22 protein-coding genes are annotated in these 22075 nt (G+C 61.4%); 16 read left to right on the plus strand and 6 right to left on the minus strand.

Annotated elements, in window-relative coordinates; all coding sequences use genetic code 11:
- Window positions 1–14: 14 nt before the first annotated feature.
- From B0G80_RS39885 to B0G80_RS39930, 10 genes are all read left to right on the plus strand, one after another.
- On the plus strand, window positions 15–1493 hold the full coding sequence (locus tag B0G80_RS39885; RefSeq protein WP_116123069.1) for a 4-hydroxyphenylacetate 3-hydroxylase family protein: 1479 nt from the start codon (window positions 15–17) through the stop codon (window positions 1491–1493).
- Between the two features lie 40 nt (window positions 1494–1533).
- The gene (locus tag B0G80_RS39890) at window positions 1534–1920 is read left to right on the plus strand and encodes a cupin domain-containing protein (RefSeq protein ID WP_116123070.1); all 387 of its coding nucleotides are present in this window, start codon (window positions 1534–1536) and stop codon (window positions 1918–1920) included.
- Between the two features lie 2 nt (window positions 1921–1922).
- A complete protein-coding gene (locus B0G80_RS39895; RefSeq protein WP_116123071.1) occupies window positions 1923–3266 on the plus strand; it encodes an amidase in 1344 nt (447 codons plus the stop codon).
- Between the two features lie 59 nt (window positions 3267–3325).
- Window positions 3326–4561 (plus strand): ABC transporter substrate-binding protein, encoded by a 1236-nt coding sequence (locus B0G80_RS39900; RefSeq protein WP_116123072.1) that lies wholly within the window; start codon window positions 3326–3328, stop codon window positions 4559–4561.
- 56 nt (window positions 4562–4617) lie between these two features.
- Window positions 4618–5307 (plus strand): DUF2848 domain-containing protein, encoded by a 690-nt coding sequence (locus B0G80_RS39905; protein ID WP_116123073.1) that lies wholly within the window; start codon window positions 4618–4620, stop codon window positions 5305–5307.
- 50 nt (window positions 5308–5357) lie between these two features.
- On the plus strand, window positions 5358–6128 hold the full coding sequence (locus tag B0G80_RS39910; RefSeq protein WP_116123074.1) for an ABC transporter ATP-binding protein: 771 nt from the start codon (window positions 5358–5360) through the stop codon (window positions 6126–6128).
- Window positions 6109–6879, plus strand: coding sequence for an ABC transporter ATP-binding protein (locus B0G80_RS39915; RefSeq protein ID WP_116123075.1), 771 nt, complete (start codon window positions 6109–6111; stop codon window positions 6877–6879). The genes B0G80_RS39910 and B0G80_RS39915 overlap by 20 nt, the downstream gene beginning before the upstream one ends.
- Before the next feature lie 14 nt (window positions 6880–6893).
- The gene (locus B0G80_RS39920; protein ID WP_116123915.1) at window positions 6894–7778 is read left to right on the plus strand and encodes a branched-chain amino acid ABC transporter permease; all 885 of its coding nucleotides are present in this window, start codon (window positions 6894–6896) and stop codon (window positions 7776–7778) included.
- An 8-nt stretch (window positions 7779–7786) separates the two neighbouring features.
- Window positions 7787–8833, plus strand: coding sequence for a branched-chain amino acid ABC transporter permease (locus tag B0G80_RS39925; RefSeq protein ID WP_116123076.1), 1047 nt, complete (start codon window positions 7787–7789; stop codon window positions 8831–8833).
- Between the two features lie 185 nt (window positions 8834–9018).
- Window positions 9019–9279 carry a hypothetical protein gene (locus B0G80_RS39930; protein ID WP_116123077.1) on the plus strand — a complete coding sequence of 87 codons (261 nt, stop codon included), beginning with the start codon at window positions 9019–9021 and terminating at the stop codon, window positions 9277–9279.
- A gap of 18 nt (window positions 9280–9297) precedes the next feature.
- On the opposite strand, the gene B0G80_RS39935 is transcribed toward B0G80_RS39930, so the two are convergent.
- The 3 genes from B0G80_RS39935 to B0G80_RS46260 form a co-directional block, all read right to left on the minus strand.
- Window positions 9298–10635 (minus strand): HAMP domain-containing sensor histidine kinase, encoded by a 1338-nt coding sequence (locus B0G80_RS39935; protein ID WP_116123916.1) that lies wholly within the window; start codon window positions 10633–10635, stop codon window positions 9298–9300.
- 108 nt (window positions 10636–10743) lie between these two features.
- Window positions 10744–11478, minus strand: a complete 735-nt coding sequence (locus B0G80_RS39940; protein WP_116123078.1) for a TetR/AcrR family transcriptional regulator — start codon at window positions 11476–11478, stop codon at window positions 10744–10746.
- A gap of 124 nt (window positions 11479–11602) precedes the next feature.
- The gene (locus B0G80_RS46260; RefSeq protein WP_181920165.1) at window positions 11603–11758 is read right to left on the minus strand and encodes a hypothetical protein; all 156 of its coding nucleotides are present in this window, start codon (window positions 11756–11758) and stop codon (window positions 11603–11605) included.
- 233 nt (window positions 11759–11991) lie between these two features.
- Here B0G80_RS46260 and B0G80_RS39945 point away from each other — a divergent pair, with 233 nt between their 5' ends.
- The 5 genes from B0G80_RS39945 (at window position 11992) to B0G80_RS39965 (ending at window position 17505) form a co-directional block, all read left to right on the plus strand.
- Window positions 11992–12198 carry a hypothetical protein gene (locus B0G80_RS39945; protein ID WP_106278507.1) on the plus strand — a complete coding sequence of 69 codons (207 nt, stop codon included), beginning with the start codon at window positions 11992–11994 and terminating at the stop codon, window positions 12196–12198.
- Window positions 12199–12517: 319 nt separating this feature from the next.
- Window positions 12518–14029 carry a sugar ABC transporter ATP-binding protein gene (locus B0G80_RS39950; protein WP_116123079.1) on the plus strand — a complete coding sequence of 504 codons (1512 nt, stop codon included), beginning with the start codon at window positions 12518–12520 and terminating at the stop codon, window positions 14027–14029.
- Window positions 14030–14046: 17 nt separating this feature from the next.
- Window positions 14047–15072, plus strand: a complete 1026-nt coding sequence (locus B0G80_RS39955; protein ID WP_106278503.1) for an ABC transporter permease — start codon at window positions 14047–14049, stop codon at window positions 15070–15072.
- An 85-nt stretch (window positions 15073–15157) separates the two neighbouring features.
- Window positions 15158–16096 (plus strand): ABC transporter substrate-binding protein, encoded by a 939-nt coding sequence (locus B0G80_RS39960; protein WP_116123080.1) that lies wholly within the window; start codon window positions 15158–15160, stop codon window positions 16094–16096.
- 110 nt (window positions 16097–16206) lie between these two features.
- Window positions 16207–17505: an L-fuconate dehydratase gene (locus tag B0G80_RS39965; RefSeq protein WP_116123081.1), complete on the plus strand. Its 1299-nt coding sequence runs from the start codon at window positions 16207–16209 to the stop codon at window positions 17503–17505.
- 69 nt (window positions 17506–17574) lie between these two features.
- On the opposite strand, the gene B0G80_RS39970 is transcribed toward B0G80_RS39965, so the two are convergent.
- From B0G80_RS39970 to B0G80_RS39980, 3 genes are all read right to left on the minus strand, one after another.
- The gene (locus B0G80_RS39970) at window positions 17575–18645 is read right to left on the minus strand and encodes a rhodanese-like domain-containing protein (RefSeq protein ID WP_116123917.1); all 1071 of its coding nucleotides are present in this window, start codon (window positions 18643–18645) and stop codon (window positions 17575–17577) included.
- Between the two features lie 190 nt (window positions 18646–18835).
- Complete coding sequence (locus B0G80_RS39975; RefSeq protein ID WP_116123082.1) at window positions 18836–19492, minus strand: peroxiredoxin; 657 nt, start codon at window positions 19490–19492, stop codon at window positions 18836–18838.
- Window positions 19493–19848: 356 nt separating this feature from the next.
- Window positions 19849–20691, minus strand: a complete 843-nt coding sequence (locus B0G80_RS39980) for a DMT family transporter (protein ID WP_116123083.1) — start codon at window positions 20689–20691, stop codon at window positions 19849–19851.
- A gap of 126 nt (window positions 20692–20817) precedes the next feature.
- Here B0G80_RS39980 and gcvA point away from each other — a divergent pair, with 126 nt between their 5' ends.
- Window positions 20818–21711 (plus strand): transcriptional regulator GcvA, encoded by an 894-nt coding sequence (gene gcvA, locus B0G80_RS39985; protein ID WP_116123084.1) that lies wholly within the window; start codon window positions 20818–20820, stop codon window positions 21709–21711.
- The last annotated feature ends 364 nt before the right edge of the window (window positions 21712–22075 follow it).

Consider the following 22075-nt stretch of genomic DNA (forward strand, 5'->3'; position numbering starts at 1 on the left):
TTCTGGAGAACATCATGATCAAGAACGGCACTCAACATATCGCGTCGCTGCGCGACGGTCGGCAGGTCTACATCAACGGCCAGGCCGTGGGCGATGTGACGGCACATCCCGCGTTTCGCAATTCCATTCGCAGCTACGCGAATCTGTACGATTTCCAGGCTCGCCCGGAGAACGTTGAAAAGATGACCTTCGCGTCGCCGGATACTGGGCGTCGCATCAGCAAGATCTGGCAACTGCCGACTTCGTACGACGAACTGGTCGAGCGTCGCTCCGCGCTCGAAGCGTGGACGGAACTCCACTATGGCTTCATGGGCCGTTCACCCGATCACGTCGCATCGTGTATCTCGGGCATGTATATGGGCATCGATGTGTTCGAGCAGTACGATCCGGCGCGTGCCGGCGCCTTGCGGGATTACTACAAATACGCACGCGACAACGACCTCTTTCTCACCTATGTGATCGTCAATCCGCAGGCCAATCAGGCCAAGGCGGCGCACGAGCAGGAAGACAAGTATCTGGCGGTCGGCATCGTGGATCAGGACGCGGAAGGCATCACCGTGCGCGGCGCGAAGATGCTCGCCACCAGCGGCATCATGGCAAACGAGGTTTTCTGCAGTTGCATCCAGCCGCTGCGCCCAGGCGACGAGATGTATGCGTTGTCGTTCGCCATACCCATGAACGCCAAGGGTATGAAGGTGATGTCGCGCAAATCGTACGAAGAGAACTCGCCCTCGGTTTTCGACAACCCTCTGTCGAGCCGATACGACGAAAACGACGCAGTGCTGTACTTCGACGACGTCAAGGTGCCGTGGGAGCGCATCTTCGTGGCTGGCGACGTGGCGATGTGCGCGAAGCAATTCCACACGACACCCGCGCACAGCTATCAGAATTACCAATGCCAGGTACGCCTGATGGTCAAGTTGCGCTTCCTCGTCGGTCTGGCGATGAAGATCACGGAAATTAATGGGACCAACAGCTTCCCGCAAGTCCGCGAAACGTTGGGCCAACTCGCTTCTGAAGCGTCGATGGTGGAGGCGTGGGTCTACGGGATGGAAGCGAAAGGCCACGTGGAGAAGGGCTATTTCGTGCCGGACCGCAACATGGTTTACGGCTCGCAGGTGGTGACGCAGCAACTGTATTCGAAGGTGCTCAATACGCTGCGCGAACTCGCGGGCGGCGGAATGATCATGTTGCCGTCGAGCATTCGCGACTTCGAGAATCCGGACCTCCTGCGCATCATCGAAAAGACCCAGAAATCACCGGTCTGCAGCCCCGAGGAACGCGTCAAGTTTTTCAAGCTCGCGTGGGATGCCGTCGGCTCGGAGTTCGCGTCGCGTCACAACCAATACGAATTGTTCTATGCGGGGGCGTCGTTCGTGACGAAGGGCCACGCATTCCGCACGTACGACTGGCCGCGCGCGACGGGCCTTGTCGACGATCTGTTGTCGACCTATTCGCTCGGCGCCGAACTCGCGACGCTACAGGCCGCCTGATTTCACATTGCATCGATTCCAACTCACACAGGAGAGCAGCATGGCAATCAACAAACTTCATGACGAGTTCCGCACGCTGGAAATGCAGCGGGGCTGGAAATTGCCGGAAGGCTACGATCCCGCGTCCGGCGCGCAGGAACTGATTCTTTCCGGTTCGCTGGATACGGACAACAAGAAAGGCAGCCGCACGCGTTTGCTGCGCTTGCCTGCCGGGCTCTTTACGAAGAGACCGTTCGTGCACGACTACTGGGAAGAAGTGTTTCTGGTGGAAGGCGATCTGACGGTCGGCAACGATGAATCCGGTCAGGGTGGCACACCGTTCAAGGGCTACACCTATGCGGTGCGTCCGCCCGGCGCCTACCACGGCCCGTTCAAGTCGGAAAAGGGCTGCGTGCTGCTCGAGATTCACTACTTCGATCCGGCCTGATCATGTTGCCCGCCATCGACGCCCTGCTTATTCGGCTCGGCAATAGCCATCTCGATGCACAGGCACTGCTCGCCTCGTGCGTCGAGAACATCGAGGCCGATGCGGATGAGGGCCGGAGGGTCTTCCCGCATGGCATCAGTCCCGCGGCGGCCACGCAGGCGATGACTAGCGATGCGCTGCGTCGACACGGCATTGCAGGCCCACTCGCGGGAATCCCGATCTCGGTCAAGGACTTGTTCGACGTGCAAGGCGAGATCACCCGGGCGGGGTCGCGCATTCTGCCCGAGCAGGCAGCCGTGCGCGATACCGTCGCGATTGGCCGGTTGCGTGCGGCCGGCGCCGTATTCGTGGGCCGTACCAACATGACGGAGTTCGCGTACTCGGGTCTGGGCATCAATCCGCACTACGGCACGCCGGCGAATCCGTTTGATCGCGAGGTGGCGCGCATTCCAGGCGGGTCTTCGTCCGGAGCGGCGGTGTCAGTGGCGCACGGCATGGCGGCGGCCGCGATCGGCTCGGACACCGGCGGCTCGTGCCGGATTCCCGCGGCCTTGTGCGGCGTGATCGGTTTCAAACCCACCGCTTCGCGTATCTCGCTGGATGGCGCGGTGCCGTTGTCTTCCAGTTACGATTCGGTCGGGTCGCTGGCGCCGAGCGTCGCGTGTTGTGCATTGATCGATTCGGTCATGGCAGGTGACGCGGACGCGCCGACGCCGCTTGCTTCGGTGCGTGGCTTGCGGCTCGCCGTGCCGACGAAGCTGGTACTCGACGACATGGACACACACGTGGCCAGCGCCTTTGAGCACACGCTCTCCAGACTGACCGCAGCCGGCGCGATTCTGCGAGAAGTGGAATTCGACAGTTGGAACGCTCTCGCCGAGTTGACGCAGCACGGCGGTCTTGTGGCAGCGGAGGCGTGGGCGTGGCGCGTCAACATGATCTGCAGCCAGGCGAATCAGTATGACCCGCGGGTTCTGTCCCGCATCCGTTTCGGCAGCCAGCAAAGCACAGCCGAATATCTCCGCACCAAAACGCGCCGCTCGCTGCTGTGCAAGCAGGCTGACGTCGAATTGCAGCCGTTCGACGCCGTGGTGTGTCCGACGGTGCCCATTATCGCGCCGCGCATCGCGGATCTCGCCGACGAGCGTGTCTACACGTCCGCAAACCGGCTGCTGCTGCGCAATCCGTCGATCGCCAACATGCTCGATCTGTGCGCCTTGTCGATTCCCTGTCACGAGGTGGGCCGCGCGCCCGTCGGCGTGATGTTGATGGGGCGGCATATGAGCGACCGGCGCCTGCTTGCGGTCGGCGCAGGTGTCGAGGCAATTCTGCGTCAAACCGGCTGACAACGCGCACGGGTCAGCCGTCCGGCACCACGCTCGCTATCCATATCAAGGAGAAGTCCATGTTCAAACGTCTCGCGCTTACTGCCGTGCCAGCCGCGGCCATGCTATGCGCCGCTCTATCGCATGCTGCCGAACCGGCCATGACCAATGGTGGGGTAGTGAAAATCGGTGTGCTCACCGATATGTCTTCCATCTTCTCCGACATCGGCGGAAAGGGTTCGGTGGTTGCTGCGCAGATGGCGGCGGAGGATTTCGGCGGAAAGGTCAATGGCGTCCCCATCAAAGTGATCAGCGCCGATCATCAGAACAAGACCGATGTGGCCGCCACTGTCGCGCGAGACTGGTTCGATAACCAGCACGTGGACATGGTCGAGGATTTGTTGCCGTCATCTGTCGCGCTGGCGGTGTCGAACGTGGCGAAGGAAAAGCATCGGATCGCCATTGCGAGCGGCGCCGGGACCACGCGTCTCAGCAATGAAGACTGCTCGCCGTACACGATTCAATACTCGTACGACACGTATGCATTGACCACGAGTCTCGTGAAGTCGATGGCGCGCAGCGGCGACAACACATGGTTCTTTCTGACCGTCGACTATGCGCTCGGCGCGTCGCTGGAAAAGGATGCGACCGCCGCGCTGACCGCATCTGGCGGCAAAGTGGTGGGCAAGGCAAAGCATCCGATCAACTCGTCGGATCTGTCGTCTTATCTGTTGCAGGCTCAGGCATCGAAAGCAAAAGTGATCGGCCTCGCCAATGCGGGCAGCGACACCGTGAACGCGATCAAGACGGCGCGCGAATTCGGTGTGATCGGGCAAGGCAAGCAAAAGATCGCGGGCTTGCAGTTGTTTATCAGCGACATCAACAGTCTTGGCCTGCAGGCGGCGCAGGGAATGATGCTGACCACGCCTTTCTACTGGGACCGCGACGACGCAAGCCGCGCCTGGTCGCAACGCTTCTTCGCGAGAACCGGGCGCATGCCGACGCTGGTCCAGGCGGGCGTCTATTCGTCGACGCTCCATTACCTGAAAGCCGTTCAGGCGAGTGGAACCGATGCGGCCGATACCGTCATTGCGCAAATGAAGAAGACCCCGGTCGACGATTTCTTCGCGAAGAACGGCACGATTCGCGCCGACGGCCTGATGGTTCACGACATGTATCTGGCCGAGGTCAAGAGCCCGCAACAGTCCAGGAAGCCGTGGGACTACTACACGATCAAACAGGTCATTCCGGCGCAGGAAGCGTTCGCGCCGCTCAGCGCGAGCCGCTGCACGCTCGTCACCGCGAAAGCCAACTGAATCGAATTGCGTGTGGCCGAAGCATCGAACGGGCACACGCCTACAAGGAGTCTGTGATGAAAGCAATTTCGTTTGAGGTCGAAGACAGTCACGGTTCGTTCGAGCGAACCATCTCGATCGACACATTGGTTATCGCCGGCTGGACCGGTCGCGATACCGTCGCCATGGAAAACCACATTCGCGAGCTGGAAGAGTTGGGAGTCAAGCGCCCGGCTTATACGCCCGTCTTTTACCGCGTCGCGGCCGAACGCCTCGAACCGACACCGAAGATCCAGGCGACCGGCACGCAGAGCAGCGGCGAGGCGGAGTTCGTCCTGTTGAAAGACGCGGGCGAAACGTTCGTCGGTATCGCGTCCGACCACACCGATCGCGAAGTGGAGACCTACGGCATCACGGTATCGAAACAGATGTGCGGCAAGCCGTGTTCACGCAAGCTCTGGCGCTTGAGCGAAGTCGCCGGTCATTGGGACGATCTGGTGCTGCGCTCCTACGCGACGATCGACAGCGAGCGTGTGCTCTATCAGCAGGGCAAGGTGACAGCCATGCGCGCACCACAGGATCTGCTCGACGAGTTTGCCCGCCGTGACGGCCGCTTCGTGGATGGCACGGCGATGCTCTGCGGCACGCTCGCCGCGTTCGGCGGCATCAGGCCGGCCGAGCGCTTCGACATCGAACTGGAAGATCCGATCCTGCGGCGCTCATTGACGCATAGCTATGCGATCGAGACGCTCCCCGTGGTCGGCTGAAACCCTCTTTTTTTTACAACGCACGCGTCCAATGGACGAGGAGAGCGGGTATGGCGCACACCGACCTGATTCTTGAAACCAGCAGCCTCACCAAGTCGTTCAACGGCTTTACGGCTGTCAACGCCGTCGATTTGCGTGTCCGGCGCGGCACGATCCACGCACTGATCGGGCCGAATGGCGCGGGCAAGACGACTTGCTTCAACCTGTTGACCAAGTTTCTGACGCCGACGTCCGGGCAGATTTTCTTCGACGGTAAGGAGATCACGAGCGCGGCGCCGGCCTCGATCGCACGATGCGGCGTGATTCGATCGTTCCAGATCTCCGCGGTGTTTCCGCATCTGAGTCCGGTTGAGAACGTGTGTGTTGGTTTGCAACGCGCGCTCGGCGTGTCGTTCCGTTTCTGGATGGGTAGCGCGGTGCTGGGCCGACTCAGGAAGCGCGCGCTTGAATTGCTCGATGAAGTGGGCCTGGCCGCATTCGCCGACGTTAAAGCCGCCGAGCTTTCATACGGCCACAAGCGAGCGCTCGAAATTGCCACGACGCTCGCGATGGATCCGGTGCTGATGTTACTCGACGAACCGACGCAAGGCATGGGACACGAAGACGTGGATCGGGTCACGGCGCTCATCAAAAAGGTCTCGGCGGGCCGAACGATTTTGATGGTGGAGCACAACATGAAAATCATTGCCAGCATCTCCGACACGATCACTGTGCTCCAGCGTGGGGAGATTCTCGCGGAAGGCGCCTACGAAGTCGTCGCCGCCGACCCTCGAGTGCGGGAAGCCTACATGGGGACCGAAAATGGATCGCTTGAACACTGAACGCCTGGAGAGCCAGCCGTCGGCGGACAGCCAGCAAGCGCGTGCCGACGTTCTGAATATCAAGGGACTGCATTCGTGGTACGGGGAATCGCACATTCTGCACGGCGTCGAAATTCGCGCGGCACGCGGCGAGGTAGTCACGTTGCTGGGACGCAATGGTTCCGGCCGCAGCACGACGCTCAAGTCCGTCATGGGTTTGACCGACGCGCGTCGCGGGTCGATCTGCGTGAACGGCAGGGAAACGATCGGGATGCCACCGCAAGGCGTCGCGCGATTGGGAGTCGGTTACTGCCCGGAAGAGCGCGGTATTTTCGCCGGCTTGTCGTGCGAAGAAAACCTGCTGCTGCCGCCGCGGTTGCCGGTATCGAACGCGACTGGCATGTCGCTCGAAGAGATCTACGAGATTTTTCCAAACCTCGCGGAACGCAGAGCGAGTCAGGGCACGCGCCTGTCGGGCGGCGAGCAGCAAATGCTGGCCATTGCGCGGATTCTGCGCACAGGCGCCAACCTGTTGCTACTCGACGAAATATCGGAGGGACTGGCGCCCGTAATCGTGCAGACGCTGGCGCGCGTCATCACGCTTCTCAAGTCGCGCGGCTTCACGGTGCTGCTGGTCGAGCAGAACTTCGGGTTTGCGGCGCCTCTCGCCGACCGCTTTTACGTGATGGAGCACGGGCAGATCGTCGAAACATTCGACGCAGCCCTTCTACCCGAAAAGACGGGCGTGCTTCAGGAGCTGCTCAACGTTTGAACAGGAACATCATCGTGGAACTCTTCGGTATTCCGCTTGCGGCGTTCTCCAGCCAACTGGTCCTCGGTCTCATGAACGGCTGCTTCTATGCTGTCTTGAGTTTGGGCTTGTCCCTCATTTTCGGGCTGCTGAACGTCATCAACTTCACGCACGGCGCGTTCTTCATGCTCGGGGCGCTTTTCGCATGGATAGGCACGAACTATCTGGGTCTCGGCTATTGGCTAATGCTGATCGCCGCGCCGTTCGTGGCGGGCGCGTTAGGGGCGCTCGTCGAGCGGACCATGCTGCGCCGGATCTACAAGCTCGATCATCTTTACGGACTGCTGCTCACGTTGGGCCTGACGCTGATCATAGAAGGACTGTGCCGGTCCTTTTATGGCGCATCGGGCATGTCTTATTCCGCGCCCGAAGGGTTGATGCAAGGCATGCATTTGGGTTTCATGGTGCTGCCCGCGTATCGAGGATGGGTGGTGGTGGCGTCGTTGCTCGCGTGCGCCGGAGTCTGGTGGACGGTCGAGCGTACGAACCTCGGTGCGCTGCTCCGCGCGGCGACAGAGAACCCCAAGCTAGTCGCGGCATTCGGCGTCAACGTGCCTGCCATGGTTACGTTGACATACAGCGGCGGCGTGGCACTCGCCGCGCTGGCCGGCGTGCTCGCAGCACCCGTCATGCAGGTGTCGCCGCTGATGGGCCAGAGCGTGATCATCACCGTGTTTGCGATTGTTGTGATCGGCGGCATGGGGTCGATCGCGGGATCGGTCATTACCAGTCTGTGCCTTGGCCTGATTGAAGGGCTGACCAAGATGTTCTATCCGGAAGGGTCCGCGACGGTTGTATTCGTGATCATGGCGCTCGTGCTGCTCGTGCGCCCAAGCGGTCTGTTTGGCAATTCGAAGTGAGGCACATCATGCGAAATTGGATTGTAGGGGTTGTGGTGTTGGGCGGTTTGGCCGTCGCTCCGTGGCTGGGCGCCTATCCGGTGTTTTTGATGAAGCTGATGTGTTTCGCCCTGTTCGCGTGCTCGCTGGATTTGCTGCTCGGTTATGTCGGCTTGCTGTCATTCGGGCACGCGGCGTTTTTTGGCGGGGCCGCTTTTATCGCGGGCAGCGCCATGCGGGACCACGGCTGGCCTCCGGAAGTGGCGTTGCTTCTCGGTACCGGTGTGGGCGCGGCGCTCGGGTTGATATTCGGGCTTTTCGCGATTCGCCGCAAAGGAATCTATTTTGCAATGGTGACGCTGGCCTTTGCGCAGATGCTGTTCTTTTTCTGCGTTCAGGCGCCGTTCACGGGTGGTGAAGACGGTTTGCAACGCGTGCCGCGCGGGCGTCTGTTCGGCGTGCTTCCGCTCGATAACGATCTAACGCTGTATTTCGTGATTCTGTCGATCACGGCGGTCGTCTTTCTGTTTCTTGGCCGCGTCATTCATTCTCCGTTTGGAAGAATCCTCACGGCGCTGCGCGAGAACGAAGCGCGGACTATTTCGCTGGGTTACGACGTGGATCGTTTCAAGCTTCTCGCGTTCGTACTATCGGCGGCAATAGCGGGGCTTGCCGGTGCGATGAAGACGCTGGTGCTGGGTTTCGCGACGCTCTCGGATGTGCATTGGACGCTATCTGGCACGGTCATTCTGATGACGTTGATCGGTGGCCTTGGGACGCGGCTGGGTCCGGTGGTTGGGGCGGTGATCGTCGTCGTGCTGGAATCCAGGTTGGCTGCGTTTGGCGGCTGGCTGGCCGACGTGACGCAAATTGCTTGGTTTCAAGGGTTGGGCGAGTCGGTCAGCGTGTTGACCGGCGTGATGTTCGTCGCCTGCGTGTTGCTGTTCAGACGCGGCATCGTCGGGGAATGCGCGCAATGGCTGGAGCGGCGCAGGCGCGTGCAAGCCCTCGGCGCCGCACGCCCGGCGCAGCACGACGCAGTGCGGACAGGGCTGGCCGAAGGGCAAGGCGGGTAATTCGAACTTCCTCATTCAGCGCTAATTCTGGGCGCGCAATATGTATTCGTGGCTGGCCGGGGTACTTCGTAAAGAACCGCCGTTCAATTGGGAACGGAGTCGCGAATAACCGGCCAACAACTTCGCGATAACGCGAGATGTATTCCATACCCAGAATGAAGCGGGAATTTCGAAGGAGAAGGACAATGAACAAGTTTTTGCGTAACACACTGATCGCCGGCATGATCGCTTTGCCGACTGCGGCGTTCGCACAGCCCACTACGCCGATCGATGAAATGCAGGTCGAAACGGTGGCCTATGAAGTGATCGGTATCGATTCGCCGCAGATGTCGGCGCATACGGCTGCGGCTCTCGGCAGCAACGGCACGCATGCGAGTACAACCCCCGCTGAATGGTTGCATCCTGGCTATGACGTAGGCCTGAAGTCGATTTACTTGCGTCACTAAAACCGGATATGAAACGCATCAACCGGCACCATCCGGCTCGATCGGCAAACTGACCGTCGCAACGATGCCGGACTGCCCGTCATCGCGATTGCGCAGCGTGACCGTCCCGCCGTACCGCGTGACAATCGCTTTCACAATCGATAGCCCCAGCCCACTGCCTTCAATATCCGTATTGGCGCGAAAGAACCGGTCGAACACGCGGGGCAGCAGGGTTTCGTCGATACCGAAGCCGGTGTCCTTCACTTCGACAGAGACCATGCCGTCATGCACGCGAGTCGACAAATCGATCGTGCCGCCGTCGGGCGTATAGCGAACCGCATTGCTGACGAGGTTCTTGATCACCGTGCCGATGTCGAGTTCGATTGCGCGCACATTGGCGCTGACCATTTCGTTCGCGCCGATATCGATGCCACGCTGCATGGCAATCGGCAGCACGTCGGAAATAGCGTTGACGACGGCGGCCGCGACATCGACGCTGACCATGGCCCGTGTCAGCGATTGACCGACCGGCGGCGCGTCCGCGCGCGCGAGCCGCAACAACTGCGAAATCAGATTGCTGCTTCGGGTAATGCCGCCCTGGAGCGCGCGAAACCGTTCCTGATTGCTGGGCACAATGTCGCGTTGCAGATTATCGGCCTGCAATTGCAACGCCGTGAGCGGCGTGCGCAACTCGTGCGCGGCGTCGGAAATGAATTTGCGTTCACTCTCGATAGAGCGGGCAAGCCGCTCTATCATCAGATTGATCGAGCGGATGAAGGGCAGCAATTCGGTGGGTACGCGGGCGAGCGGCAGCGCCTGCAGATGGTTTACGTCGATAACGCGGACTTCGTTTCCAAGCCGGTTCAGTTCCCGCAACGAATGATTGACGACGAAGATAACAGCGGCCCACACGAGCGGAATGAACACGACGATCGGCCAGAGCGTCTTCGTCGCGGCGGTCTCCTCGATTTCATGACGTACTGAGAGGCGTTGCGCGACCTGCACGGTCTGAGCGCCGTCGCGAGCCGTATAGATCCGCCACCCTTCGCCATTCACTACCGGCGACGTGAAGCCCGCGGCCGCATCGCGCGGCAGGAGCAGCGATGGCTCGGTGGTTCGCACCGGCTGCGTCTCGCCATCTTTCCAGATGACGATGAAAATATCGCGCGCGTCTTGCGATCCGCGCGCCGGAACCTTCGGAATGCCCTCGCCGAAGCCGATTCGCAAACGCGATGCGACCTGTTCCATGCGCAGGTCGAGCACCGCGCTCATGCCGGCCACGCAGAACTGGTAGGAACTGACGCCCTGCAGAATGGCGAACAGGCTCACCACGGCGCCAATTGCGATAACGAGCTGGTTGCGGAGCGATTTGAGCATGTATGTGGGCGACAAGAGGAACGAGTGACCAAAACGCGAGAGCGTGCGCGCCATTGCGGCATTAACGTCAGGGTGGGCGCTCCGGCATTGCGACGTGAGGGCTCCCGCTCATTTCCGGCCTTTGCCTGCGGGGTCGGCGGGAACGATCTGGACGTGCTCGATCGCGGCTTCCACCAGGTCTTGGGCGCTGCGTATACCGTCGGCGGATGCGGCCAGCGCATTCAGGCGTCCGTCGATGAGAAGCAAAGCCAGCCCGTGAACGTACGCCCACGCCGCGGTCATGGCAATGGCCTGAGCCGCAGTGATTCTGCCTGGCGAGAATCTATCTTCCTCGGCGCGTTCGGTGGGCGCGCTGACTACGCCGGCCAAGGCGCGCGCCGACGCTAGCCGCGCCTGCACGAGGGCCGGGCGCGCCGCGTCGAGCATTTCGCTGCGCGACATGAGGTGCAGCAAATCTGGATTGGCGAGCGCAAAGCTCACGTAGCCGCGGGCGATGGCTTTGCGCCGCGCCTGACCCGCTTCGATACCGTCTGCCTGCTCCGCCATCGTCGCGGCGAGCCGCCGGTGTCCGCTGGCGGCGAGTTCGCTCAACACGCCGGCGGTGTCGCCGAAATGATGCTGGGGCGCCGTATGCGATACGCCGGCTTCACGTGCAATGGCGCGCAACGTCAGGCCGCGAATGCCGTCGCGCCGTAGCACGATCTCCGCCGCGTCAAGCAGCGCATGGGGCAGCGCGCCGTGATGATAGGGTTTCTCGCGTGACGCGTGATCGGCTGAGGTTTGGGCGGGGGCTGCGGCTTTAGGTGAGGTGGACGTCTTGCGGCGTGACGTTGCTTCTTTCATGGTTGCTGGTCGCGGGCAGTATTTTTACAGCGAAAAGATATAGTGACCGGCTGATAGGGAAAAGTCAAAGACGAGCGAGCGCATCATGCGGCGGGCCATGTTGTTCCAGTCGGGCAAGATAGAGTTACAGCGGTAAGATCCGGCCGGCATCACGATGTTTGACGACATGCCGGTGTGTCTCGCCGGCCACGCCGACCAGCAGCAGAAAGATCGAACCGGTGGCCGCGGCATTCGCGCTCGCCACCGAGATATCTATGAGCCATTCAAGGAAGTCGGCCATGGGTCGTCCCCTTCGTTACCATGGCGATGATCGTATCGGGCTTGAATTAGTGGTGAATTAGCGCGGCTTCCGGCTAACGTATGCTTCGCGCCTGGCGGGCGCGATACCGCGAGCCAGGCCGTGCGTCGCCAGACGGCCTGGACCATTGCCGGCCGACCTGGTAGCATCACGCGCAGAGACGCCGTGGCTAGTCGGCGGCCCTGCAACTCGCTGGACATCTGGATAGATTGGGTATGGAAAAGAAACGCTCGCGGATTCGCCGGGAAGCGCTGTGCCCGCCGATTGGCGCGCTGCTGCGCTATCAGGCGCGCATCGTACGCGTCGTGGCGGAAGCGCGCGGCCAAAGGGCGATGATCGAATCGCTCGACACCACGGGCCGCACGTTTGTCAGCACCGTGAAATGGAACAGCCTGCGCGAACTCGGCGCCCAACTGTTCTGATAGCAAAGGCCGTCGAATCGGCCGGAAATGAGCGGCAAATCAAATAGTGGGAAGCGGGCGTGCAGCACATTGGCTTCATGATATTAGGGAATGCCTAAGCTTGAGCCTGCGGCGTCCAGCGTCGTAAAATCGTCGCACATCGATTTGAGGGCCCAGCAATGCGTCTGGCTTCTCGTTGCGATTTCAACCGCGCCTTGCACCGCCCGTCTTTGCAGTCCGATACCCGGCGGCGCCCGGCCCGGCGGCGTTCCATGCTGTTTCAATCCGCTCCTCGCAATGAGGCTGGCGGCGCTCGCGGATTTGTCGTTCGATCCGCACCATGACTCCGCTCATTTCCGTCAAACGGCTCAGCAAGCGCTTTCCTGGCGTGAGGGCGCTTCACGAAGTCCAGTTCGAACTCATGGCCGGCGAAGTCCACGCGCTAATGGGTGAGAACGGCGCCGGCAAGTCGACGTTGATGAAAATCCTCGCCGGCGTGTACACACGCGATACCGGCGAAATTCTCTATGACGGACAGCCGGTCGATTTCCAGAGCCCGCGCGAGGCGCAGGCCGTGGGCGTCGGCATCATTCATCAGGAGCTCCAGCTGATGAACCATCTGAGCGTCGCGCAGAACATGTTCATCGGCCGTGAGCCGCGTGGACGCCTCGGCCTGTTCCTCGACGAAGACAAGCTCAACGCACAAGCTCACGACATACTCGCCCGCATGCACGTGACTCTCGACCCGCGCGCGGTGGTCAGCACGCTCACTGTCGCGCGGCAGCAGATGGTCGAGATCGCCAAGGCCTTGTCGTTCGATTCGCGCGTGCTGATCATGGACGAGCCGACTTCGGCGCTGAACGACGCCGAAATCGCCGAGCTGTTCCGCATCATTCGCGAGCTGAAGAACCGGGGCGTCGGAATCATCTATATCTCGCACAAGATGGATGAGCTGAAGCAGATTGCCGACCGCGTCACCGTGTTGCGCGACGGGGAATATGTGGCCACGGTCGCGGCGAAAGACACTACCGTGCAAGCGATCATCGGCATGATGGTCGGGCGAACCTTGACCGACGCCGCGCCTTCCCAGCACATCCCTAACGAAGGCGAGGTCGCACTCGAAGTCACCAACCTGAATGCCGGCCCGCTGGTGAGAGACGTGAGTTTCGCGCTGCGCAAGGGCGAGATACTGGGTTTCGCGGGCTTGATGGGCGCCGGCCGCACCGAAGTCGCGCGCGCGGTGTTCGGCGCCGATCCGATCGAGTCGGGCGAGATCGTCGTGAAAGGCGTGAAGGCATCGATCAGGAATCCGAGCGATGCGGTGGCGCGCGGCATCGGCTATCTCTCGGAAGACCGCAAGCGTTTCGGCCTTGCTACCGGCATGAGTGTCGAATCGAATATCGTGATGTCCAACTTGCGCAAATTCCTGTCGCTGAATTTTTTCCTGCGCCGCGCACAGATACGCAAGACCGCTGCCCATTTCATCAATCTGCTCGGCATTCGCACGCCTTCCGCGACGCAGGAAGTGCGGCTGCTGTCGGGCGGCAATCAGCAGAAAATCGTCATTGCCAAATGGCTCGAGCGCGACTGCGACGTGCTCTTCTTCGACGAGCCGACGCGTGGCATCGACGTCGGCGCCAAAAGCGAAATCTACAAGCTGCTGCGCGCGCTCGCCGACCAGGGCAAGGCAATCATAATGATTTCGTCGGAACTGCCGGAGATCCTGCGCATGAGCGACCGCATCGTCGTGATGTGCGAGGGCCGCATTACCGGTGAACTTTCAGCGGCTGGGGCGACCCAGGAGCGCATCATGCAACTGGCGACGCAGCGCGAATCCCTAAACGCGGCGTGAGCCTCGAGAGGTCTTTCATGACATTGCCATCGGATGCATCGGCGCTGGGTAATAAAAAGACGTTTTCGGGCCTGAGAGCCCGCGTTTTCACGCCGACCGCTTTGCAAAAGCTGCTCGCCTTCGGGAGCCTGATCCTGCTGTTGGTGTTTTTCAGCTTCGCGTCTCCCGCGTTCATGCAGATGGACAACATGCTCGGGATTCTGCAGGCAACGGCGGTAAACGGCGTGCTGGCGATTGCCTGCACGTTCGTCATCATTACCGGAGGCATCGACTTGTCCGTAGGTACGCTGATGACCTTCACCGCGGTCATTTGCGGCGTGTTCCTGACCTACTGGCATCTGCCGATGTGGACCGGCGTGCTGGCCGCGATCGGCACCGGGGCGATCTGCGGGACCGTTTCGGGCACGCTCACGGCGAAAATGAAAATACCGCCGTTCATCGCCACGCTCGGCATGATGATGCTGCTGAAAGGGCTGTCGCTGGTTGTCTCGGCCGACAAGCCGATCTATTTCACCGACACCGAAAACTTCTACATGATCTCGCAGGATTCGCTGATCGGTGACCTGTTGCCGAGCCTGCCCGTGCCGAACGCGGTCCTGATTCTATTTTTCCTCGCGGTGCTGAGTTCGATCACGCTCAATCGCACGGCGCTTGGCCGCTATACCTTTGCGCTCGGCAGCAATGAAGAAGCCGTGCGTTTGTCCGGCGTGAATGTCGACCGTTGGAAGATCGCCATTTACGGCCTGAGCGGAGCGATTTGCGGCATTGCCGGGCTATTGATCGCCTCGCGCCTGAATTCGGCGCAGCCGGCGCTAGGCCAGGGTTACGAACTCGAAGCGATCGCGGCCGTGGTGATCGGCGGGACTTCGCTGAGCGGCGGCGCGGGCACGATTCTCGGCACGATCATCGGCGCGTTCATCATGAGTGTGCTGACCAACGGTCTGCGCATCATGTCGGTCGCGCAGGAATGGCAGATCGTGGTGACCGGTCTCATCATCATTCTCGCCGTCTATGGCGATATTTTGCGGCGCAAGAAAAGCTGACGCGGCACGGGACAGGATAAGGAATGGAGCGCCATAAGCTCCCCAACGGCTGAAGTTGATAGCCCATCTTAGGAGGAGAAACACCATGTTGAAAAGAAAACTAATCGGTGTCGTGGTCGGCGTTGGCGCTCTCATTGGCGGGACGAGCGTGACATACGCGGACACCTACATCCCGCTTATTTCGAAAGGGTTCCAGCATCAGTTCTGGCAGGCCGTCAAATCCGGCGCCGAACAATCGGCGAAGGAGCACAACGTCAGGATCACCTTCGAGGGGCCGGAAACCGAAGCCATGGTCGACAAACAGATCGACATGCTCTCGGCCGCGCTCGCCAAGAAGCCGCAGGCACTCGGCATCGCCGCGCTCGATAGCAAGGCGGCCATTCCACTGTTAAAGCGCGCCCAGGCCGGCAAGATACCCGTGATCGCTTTCGACTCCGGCGTGGACAGCGATATTCCGCTGACAACGTGTGCAACGGATAACCTCGCGGCGGCCGCCCTCGCCGCCGACAAGATGGCCGAGGCGATCGGCAATGCCGGCGAAGTCGGCGTGATCGTGCACGACCAGACGAGCCGCACCGGCATCGATCGCCGCGACGGCTTCCTCAATGAAATGAAATCGAAGCACCCGAACATCAAGATCGTCTCGGTCCAATATGGCGGCGGCGACCATTTGAAGTCGGCGGAAATCGCCAAGACGATGATCCAGGCCAACCCGAATCTCAAGGGCATTTTCGGCGCGAATGAAGGCTCGGCGGAAGGTGCCGCGATCGGCGTCAAGGAATCGGGCAAGAAGCTGGTGCTGATCGGCTACGACTCGGGCAAGGAGCAGAAGGACGACATCAATTCGGGCTTGATGGCCGGCGCCATCACGCAGAACCCGGTCGGCATCGGCAAGTGCGTGGTCGACTCCGCGGTGAAGGCGCTGAAGGGCGAGAAGTTGCCGAAGAAAGTCGACACGGGCTTCTACTGGTACGACAAGACGAATATGACCGATCCCAAGATCGCACCCGTGCTCTACGATTGATCGCCGCCGCCTGATGCGGCGAGAGGGAAGGGTCGCGGCGTCTTTTCGATGCCACGGCCCTCTTGGCTATTAGACCGAAGTCGATGGCTGTCGCAGAGGAGTGTGTTCAGATGCCCACGATCACCAGGCTGTCCGTCCGTGACATTCGGTTTCCCACCTCGCGTTCGCTGGACGGCTCCGATGCGATGAACGCCGCGCCGGACTACTCGGCCGCCTATGTCACGCTCGAAACCGATTCGCCCGATGCGCTCACCGGCCACGGCCTCACCTTCACGATCGGACGCGGCAACGAGATTTGCGTCGCCGCGGTGGAGGCACTGGCTCCGTTGATCGTCGGTAAAAGGCTCGAGGATATCGTCGCGAACATGGGCGCTTTCTGGCGCGCGCTGACGTCGGATAGCCAGTTGCGCTGGATCGGCCCGGACAAGGGCGCGATTCATCTGGCGACGGCGGCTGTCGTCAACGCGGCCTGGGATCTATGGGCCAAGGCGGAAGGCAAGCCCGTGTGGAAGTTGCTCGTCGACATGAGCCCCGAAGAACTCGTGCGTTGCCTCGATTTCCGCTACGTGACCGACGCGATCACGCCGCAGGAAGCCATCGCGATGCTGCATCGCCATGCGAAGACGCGGGGCGAACGCGAAAAGGAAATGCTCGCGCAGGGCTATCCCGCCTATACGACATCGGCGGGCTGGCTCGGCTACGACGACGAGAAGATCCGCCGGCTCGCGCGCGAAGGCGTCGCGCAGGGCTGGACGCACTTCAAGCAGAAGGTGGGCGGCAATCTCAACGAGGACATGCGGCGCGCGCGCATTCTGCGCGAAGAAATTGGCGAAGGCCGGAAGCTCATGATGGACGCCAACCAGGTGTGGGATGTCGACGAAGCGGTCGCGAACATGCGGCGCCTCGCGGAATTCGATCCGTGGTGGATCGAAGAGCCCACGAGTCCCGACGACATTCTCGGCCACGCGGCCATCCGTCAACGGCTTCGACCGATCGGCGTCGCGACCGGCGAGCACTGTCATAACCGGGTGATGTTCAAGCAGTTGCTGCAGGCGCAGGCCATCGACTTCTGCCAGGTCGATAGCTGCCGGCTGGGCGGTTTGAACGAGGTCATTGTCGTTCTGCTGATGGCGGCGAAATTCGGCGTGCCGGTGTGCCCGCATGCGGGTGGTGTCGGATTGTGCGAGTACGTCCAGCATATTTCGCTGTTTGACTATATCTGCGTGTCGGCCTCGCTGGAAAACCGGGTGCTCGAATACGTGGATCATCTGCATGAGCATTTCGTCGACCCGGTCGTGATCCGCAATGGCCGTTATATGCCGCCGCAGCGTCCAGGTTACAGCATCGAGATGCATGCGGCGTCGCTCGACGAATATCACTTTCCGGAGGGGGCGGCGTGGAAGAGGTGAAACGGCGTTCGCCCCTGGTTCGATAACTTGACGCGTCGCCGGCATTGAAGGCCTGCACCGACTACACCGCTATGCGCTGCCGTTCTCCACCACGCGGCCTTCCGCGCGCCAGCGCAGCATGCCGCCGGGAAGGTTGGCCACCCGTTCGAATCCGGCCTGGCGGAGCATGACCGTGGCTTGTGCCGAGCGTCCACCGGCCCGGCAGACCGTCACGATCGGGCGATCCTTCGTCAGTTCCGCGGTCCGCCCGGCCAGTTCGCCCAACGAAATGAGCCTGGCTGCGGGAATGCGTCCCAACGGTCCGTCGAACTCTTCAGGTTCCCGCACATCGACGATTTCGACCGCGGGCAGATTTTCCTCCAGCCACTGAGCGCTAATTTCCCAAATGCCGGCAAAGCTGTAGGTCAGCGGCGCCCAATCGGGCTCGCTCATCTGCGTGGGGACGCTCGCCGCGAGGCCGCATTTCAGGTTCGCGGGCACCGCCACGTCGATTTGCTTCGGATGCGGCAGGTGCAGGTTCGTCATGTATCCGGTGAAATCGTCTTCACATAGTTCGCCGCCGAGGCGTGGATTGAAGCGCCGCTCTTCGCCCACGCTCGTGACCGTCAAACCGCGATAGTCGTGAGCCGGGTAGAGCAGGCATGCGGCGGGCAGCGTGAAAATCTGCGCATGCACCGCGCGAAACAGGGTGTGCGCGTCGCCGCGCTGAAAATCCGTGCGGCCCGTGCCTCGGATCAACAGGCAATCGCCGGTGAACGCCATGGTTTCGTTGTCGAGTACGAGCGTGATGCATCCATCGGTATGGCCCGGTGTCGCGCGTACCGTCAGGTATCGTGAGCCGAACTCGACTTTGTCGCCGTGGCTCAGATAGCGGTCCGCGCCTTCGGCGCCGCTCGCCGCCGAAATCGCAATGCGGCTGCCTATGCGGCGATTCAGCATCCACGCACCGCTCACGTGATCGGCGTGGACGTGGGTGTCGATCGTATAAAGCAGATGCAGGCCGAGTTCTTCGATCAGCGCGGCATCCCTGCGCACCTGTTCGAATACCGGATCGACCAGCACCGCCTCTCGCGTCGTGCTATCGGCAAGAAGATAGGTGTAGGTAGACGATTGCTGATCGAATAGCTGCCGGAAGATCAACACGTTTTCGCTCCGCGGCCCGCTCCTGCGAGCGCTTAAGATGGCGGCCCATGCGGTGCCGCCGATTACCCCACAGGCAGGCCGGTTGGGCGCTGCCCCGCTCAGAGGTCCGGGCGCATGACTGCACCCGGACTCACCTCGCGCGCCGGCCTTTGCACTGTTCGGCGCGCGTCGCTCCGATCCGCGTGCGTTACTTCGGTTGCTCGACGTACCGCAGATAAGGCTTCACGGTTTTGAAACCCTGCGGATATTTTTGCTTCGCGGCGTCGTTGGAAACAGATGTTGGAATGATGACGTCTTCACCCGGCTTCCAGTTCACAGGTGTCGCCACCGTGTGTTTCGCGTTGAGTTGCAGCGCATCCAGCAGGCGCAATACTTCGTCGAAATTGCGGCCCGCGCTCATCGGATAGACGAGCATGGCCTTGACCTTCTTGTCCGGGCCGATGAGAAACACCGAGCGTACGGTCGCGTTGTCGACCGCGGTGCGCGGGCCGCCGCCGCTCGCCTCGGGATGGATCATGTCGTAAAGCTTCGCGACTTTCAGGTCCGAGTCGCCGATCAGCGGGTAATTGACTGCGTGGCCCTGCGTCTCGGCGATGTCTTTGACCCACTCCGTATGGTCGCTGACCGGATCGACGCTGAGCCCGATAATTTTCGTGTTGCGCTTATCGAATTCCGGCTTGAGGCCTGCAAGGTATCCGAGTTCCGTGGTGCAAACGGGTGTGAAATCCTTCGGATGCGAAAACAGGACTGCCCAATGGTCGCCGATCCATTCGTGAAAATGGATCGTCCCTTCGGTGGTTTCCGCGGTGAAATCGGGAGCGTCTTCTCCTAATCGAATCGACATCATTAGTCTCCATAGGTCGGGTGCAGGGTTCGAGTGCCACGGTCGGAGCGAGGTCCGCCGGGCTGCCGGAGTATTGAGTGGCGATAGGACTGTCTCGAGATTACTTCCGGCCGGTTGCACCGTACCGCGCCGGAATAGCGTCTACGGCGTGCAGCGGAGTCTGTGGCTTCCCCGGATAGCCGTGATACGGGACAGACATCGAGACGCGCCGCGAACCGCACCTATAGCGTAGAACAAAAAAGACTTTTGTAGTTAGCGGACTGTAGGGCGAATCCGCCGTCGTGGCAGCGAAGTTGCTTGTACTCCGAAGAAAAAGAGCGGCTGCTTCAATTTGGGACGGTCGCGATCCTGTCTGATCAAAGCCCTAAACAAACCGCCCCGGTCGCGACGATCAGGCACGCGAGCCAGCGCCTGGCGCTCACCGCTTCCCGCAAAATCACGCGTCCGATCAGCACCGCGAACACCACGCTGGTCTCTCGCAACGCGGATACCGTACCCATCGCGCCCGACTGCATCGCCCAGATCACGATGCCATACGCGGCGATCGACACCAGGCCGCCAGCGAGCGACAACCCGACGGCGACGGGCTCCGCTCTCACGGGTGTCCACAGAGCGTCGAGCCCGCGCATCGCGACGAACAGCACCGGCATCAGCCAGTAGAACAGGAACATCCAGGCGGTATAAGCGAGCGCCTCGCCACCGGATAAGCGCACGCCGATGCCGTCGATCACGGTATAGAGCGCGATCGACGCACCGGTGGCCAGAGCGGCCAATGCACCTGCGCGCGACACGCGCCCGCCCTGCAGCGCGAGTGCGATGATGCCGCCCGAGATCATCGCGATCCCGAGCGCGTGCAAGGGGCCGATCGCCTCATGCGCGAAGAGCGCCGCGCCGAGTGTGACGAGCAGCGGCGACGAGCCGCGTGCGATCGGATAGGCCTGCGCCAGATCGCCGCGACGATAGGCTCGCACGAGGCAGACGTTGTAGACGATATGCACGAGCCCCGATGCGGCGACGTACGGCCAGGCCGCGTCGGCGGGCCGAGGCGTGAACACGATCACGAGCGTGGCGACCGCGGCGATGGCGATACTCATCCACGTCATGGAGAGGAAGCGGTCGCGGTTGCCGTGCAGCATCGCGTTCCAGCTCGCGTGAAGCAAAGCGGCAATGAGGACGAGACCGCCGGTGTAGCTGAGCATGCGGGTTCAGGAGAGGCAAAGAGTGTGGGAGAGCCAGAATCAGCGGCGCGATAAGAAGCTTATCTATCTTGTAGGGCCGGTACAAACCAGTTAAATTGGGAGTTCGTGTTAGATAAACTCTTGCGAATGAAGCGAACACTGCCGCCGCTCAATGCCTTGCGCGCCTTCGAGGCCGCCGGCCGTCTCGGCAGCTTCAAGGAAGCCGCCGCCGAACTGCACGTGACACACGGTGCGGTGAGCCAGCACGTACGCGCGCTCGAAGAGTGGCTCGGCGCATCGTTGTTCGAACGGCACAACCGGCGCGTCGCATTGACGCCGGCAGCGAAGGCTTATCTGGCGGAAATCGGTCCTTTGTTCGAGGGGCTCTCGCAGGCCACGGCCCGATACGGATTCCCTGAAACGCTCTCCCGGACACTGTCCGTGAATGCGCCCGCGACCTTCACCTTGCGCTGGCTGGTGCCGAGACTGACGACCTTCCGCGCCGCGCATCCCGACGTGGACGTCAGTGTGCACACATCGAACGAGTCGTTGGAGAGTCTGAAGGAGACATACGATGTGATCGTCCGGGGCGGCCCGGACACCTTCTATGGCTATTCGATGCGGCCTTTCCTGTCCGAGGAGCGAGTGCCTGTTTGTAGCCCGGCGCTCTTGCAGCGCCTGCCGCTCCGAACGCCGGACGATATGCGGCAGCATACGTTGCTGCATACGTCGAGTCTTCCGCGGGTTTGGCCGGACTGGCTGGCGAGCGCGGAGGTTCCAGCACTCAGGCCAGCCGCCGCGCTGACCTTCGACCACTTCTTTCTGACATTGCAAGCGGCCATCGACGGGATCGGCGTCGCGATGGGACCGACCGCTCTGATCGCCGACGACCTCGCGGCCGGCCGGCTCGTCGCGCCGTTCGCCGGTCCTCGCTTGCCGTCGCGAAGCTATTGCACTTATGTTCCGGATGCGAAGTCGGCGGATGAACTGGTCGTGCTGTTCCGCGCATGGCTCGAGCGCGAAGGATGCGCTCACTCATGAACGTCGACGGGAACCCGCCTGGACGCGTCCCTGTCGACCTGGTAGCATGCGATGCTGTGCGCGCAGTGTCTGTCGAATCAGGAGCGGTCTTATGCGGAAGCGGAAGTTCGCAGGAAAGATGACTGGAGAATCGAGTCTGCCGGAACTGCTGAACCGGCTCGAGTTGGCATTGGCCGGCATGCCCGATCACACGTCTGTCTGCAAAGCACTGTCGGATCTCAACAGGCGCCTCGGCTCCCCCGGCGAGCAAGCTTCCGTACGTAGCGGCCGACCCACGGCTTCGCGGCGCCCGCGCCCGCACCAAATGGCAATGCAGTCATTACCGCTGTTTTCTTGAACGCCAAAGATCGATCTGAATAGCGCA

The sequence above is a fragment of the Paraburkholderia sp. BL6669N2 genome (assembly GCF_003387275.1).
Classification (GTDB): domain Bacteria; phylum Pseudomonadota; class Gammaproteobacteria; order Burkholderiales; family Burkholderiaceae; genus Paraburkholderia.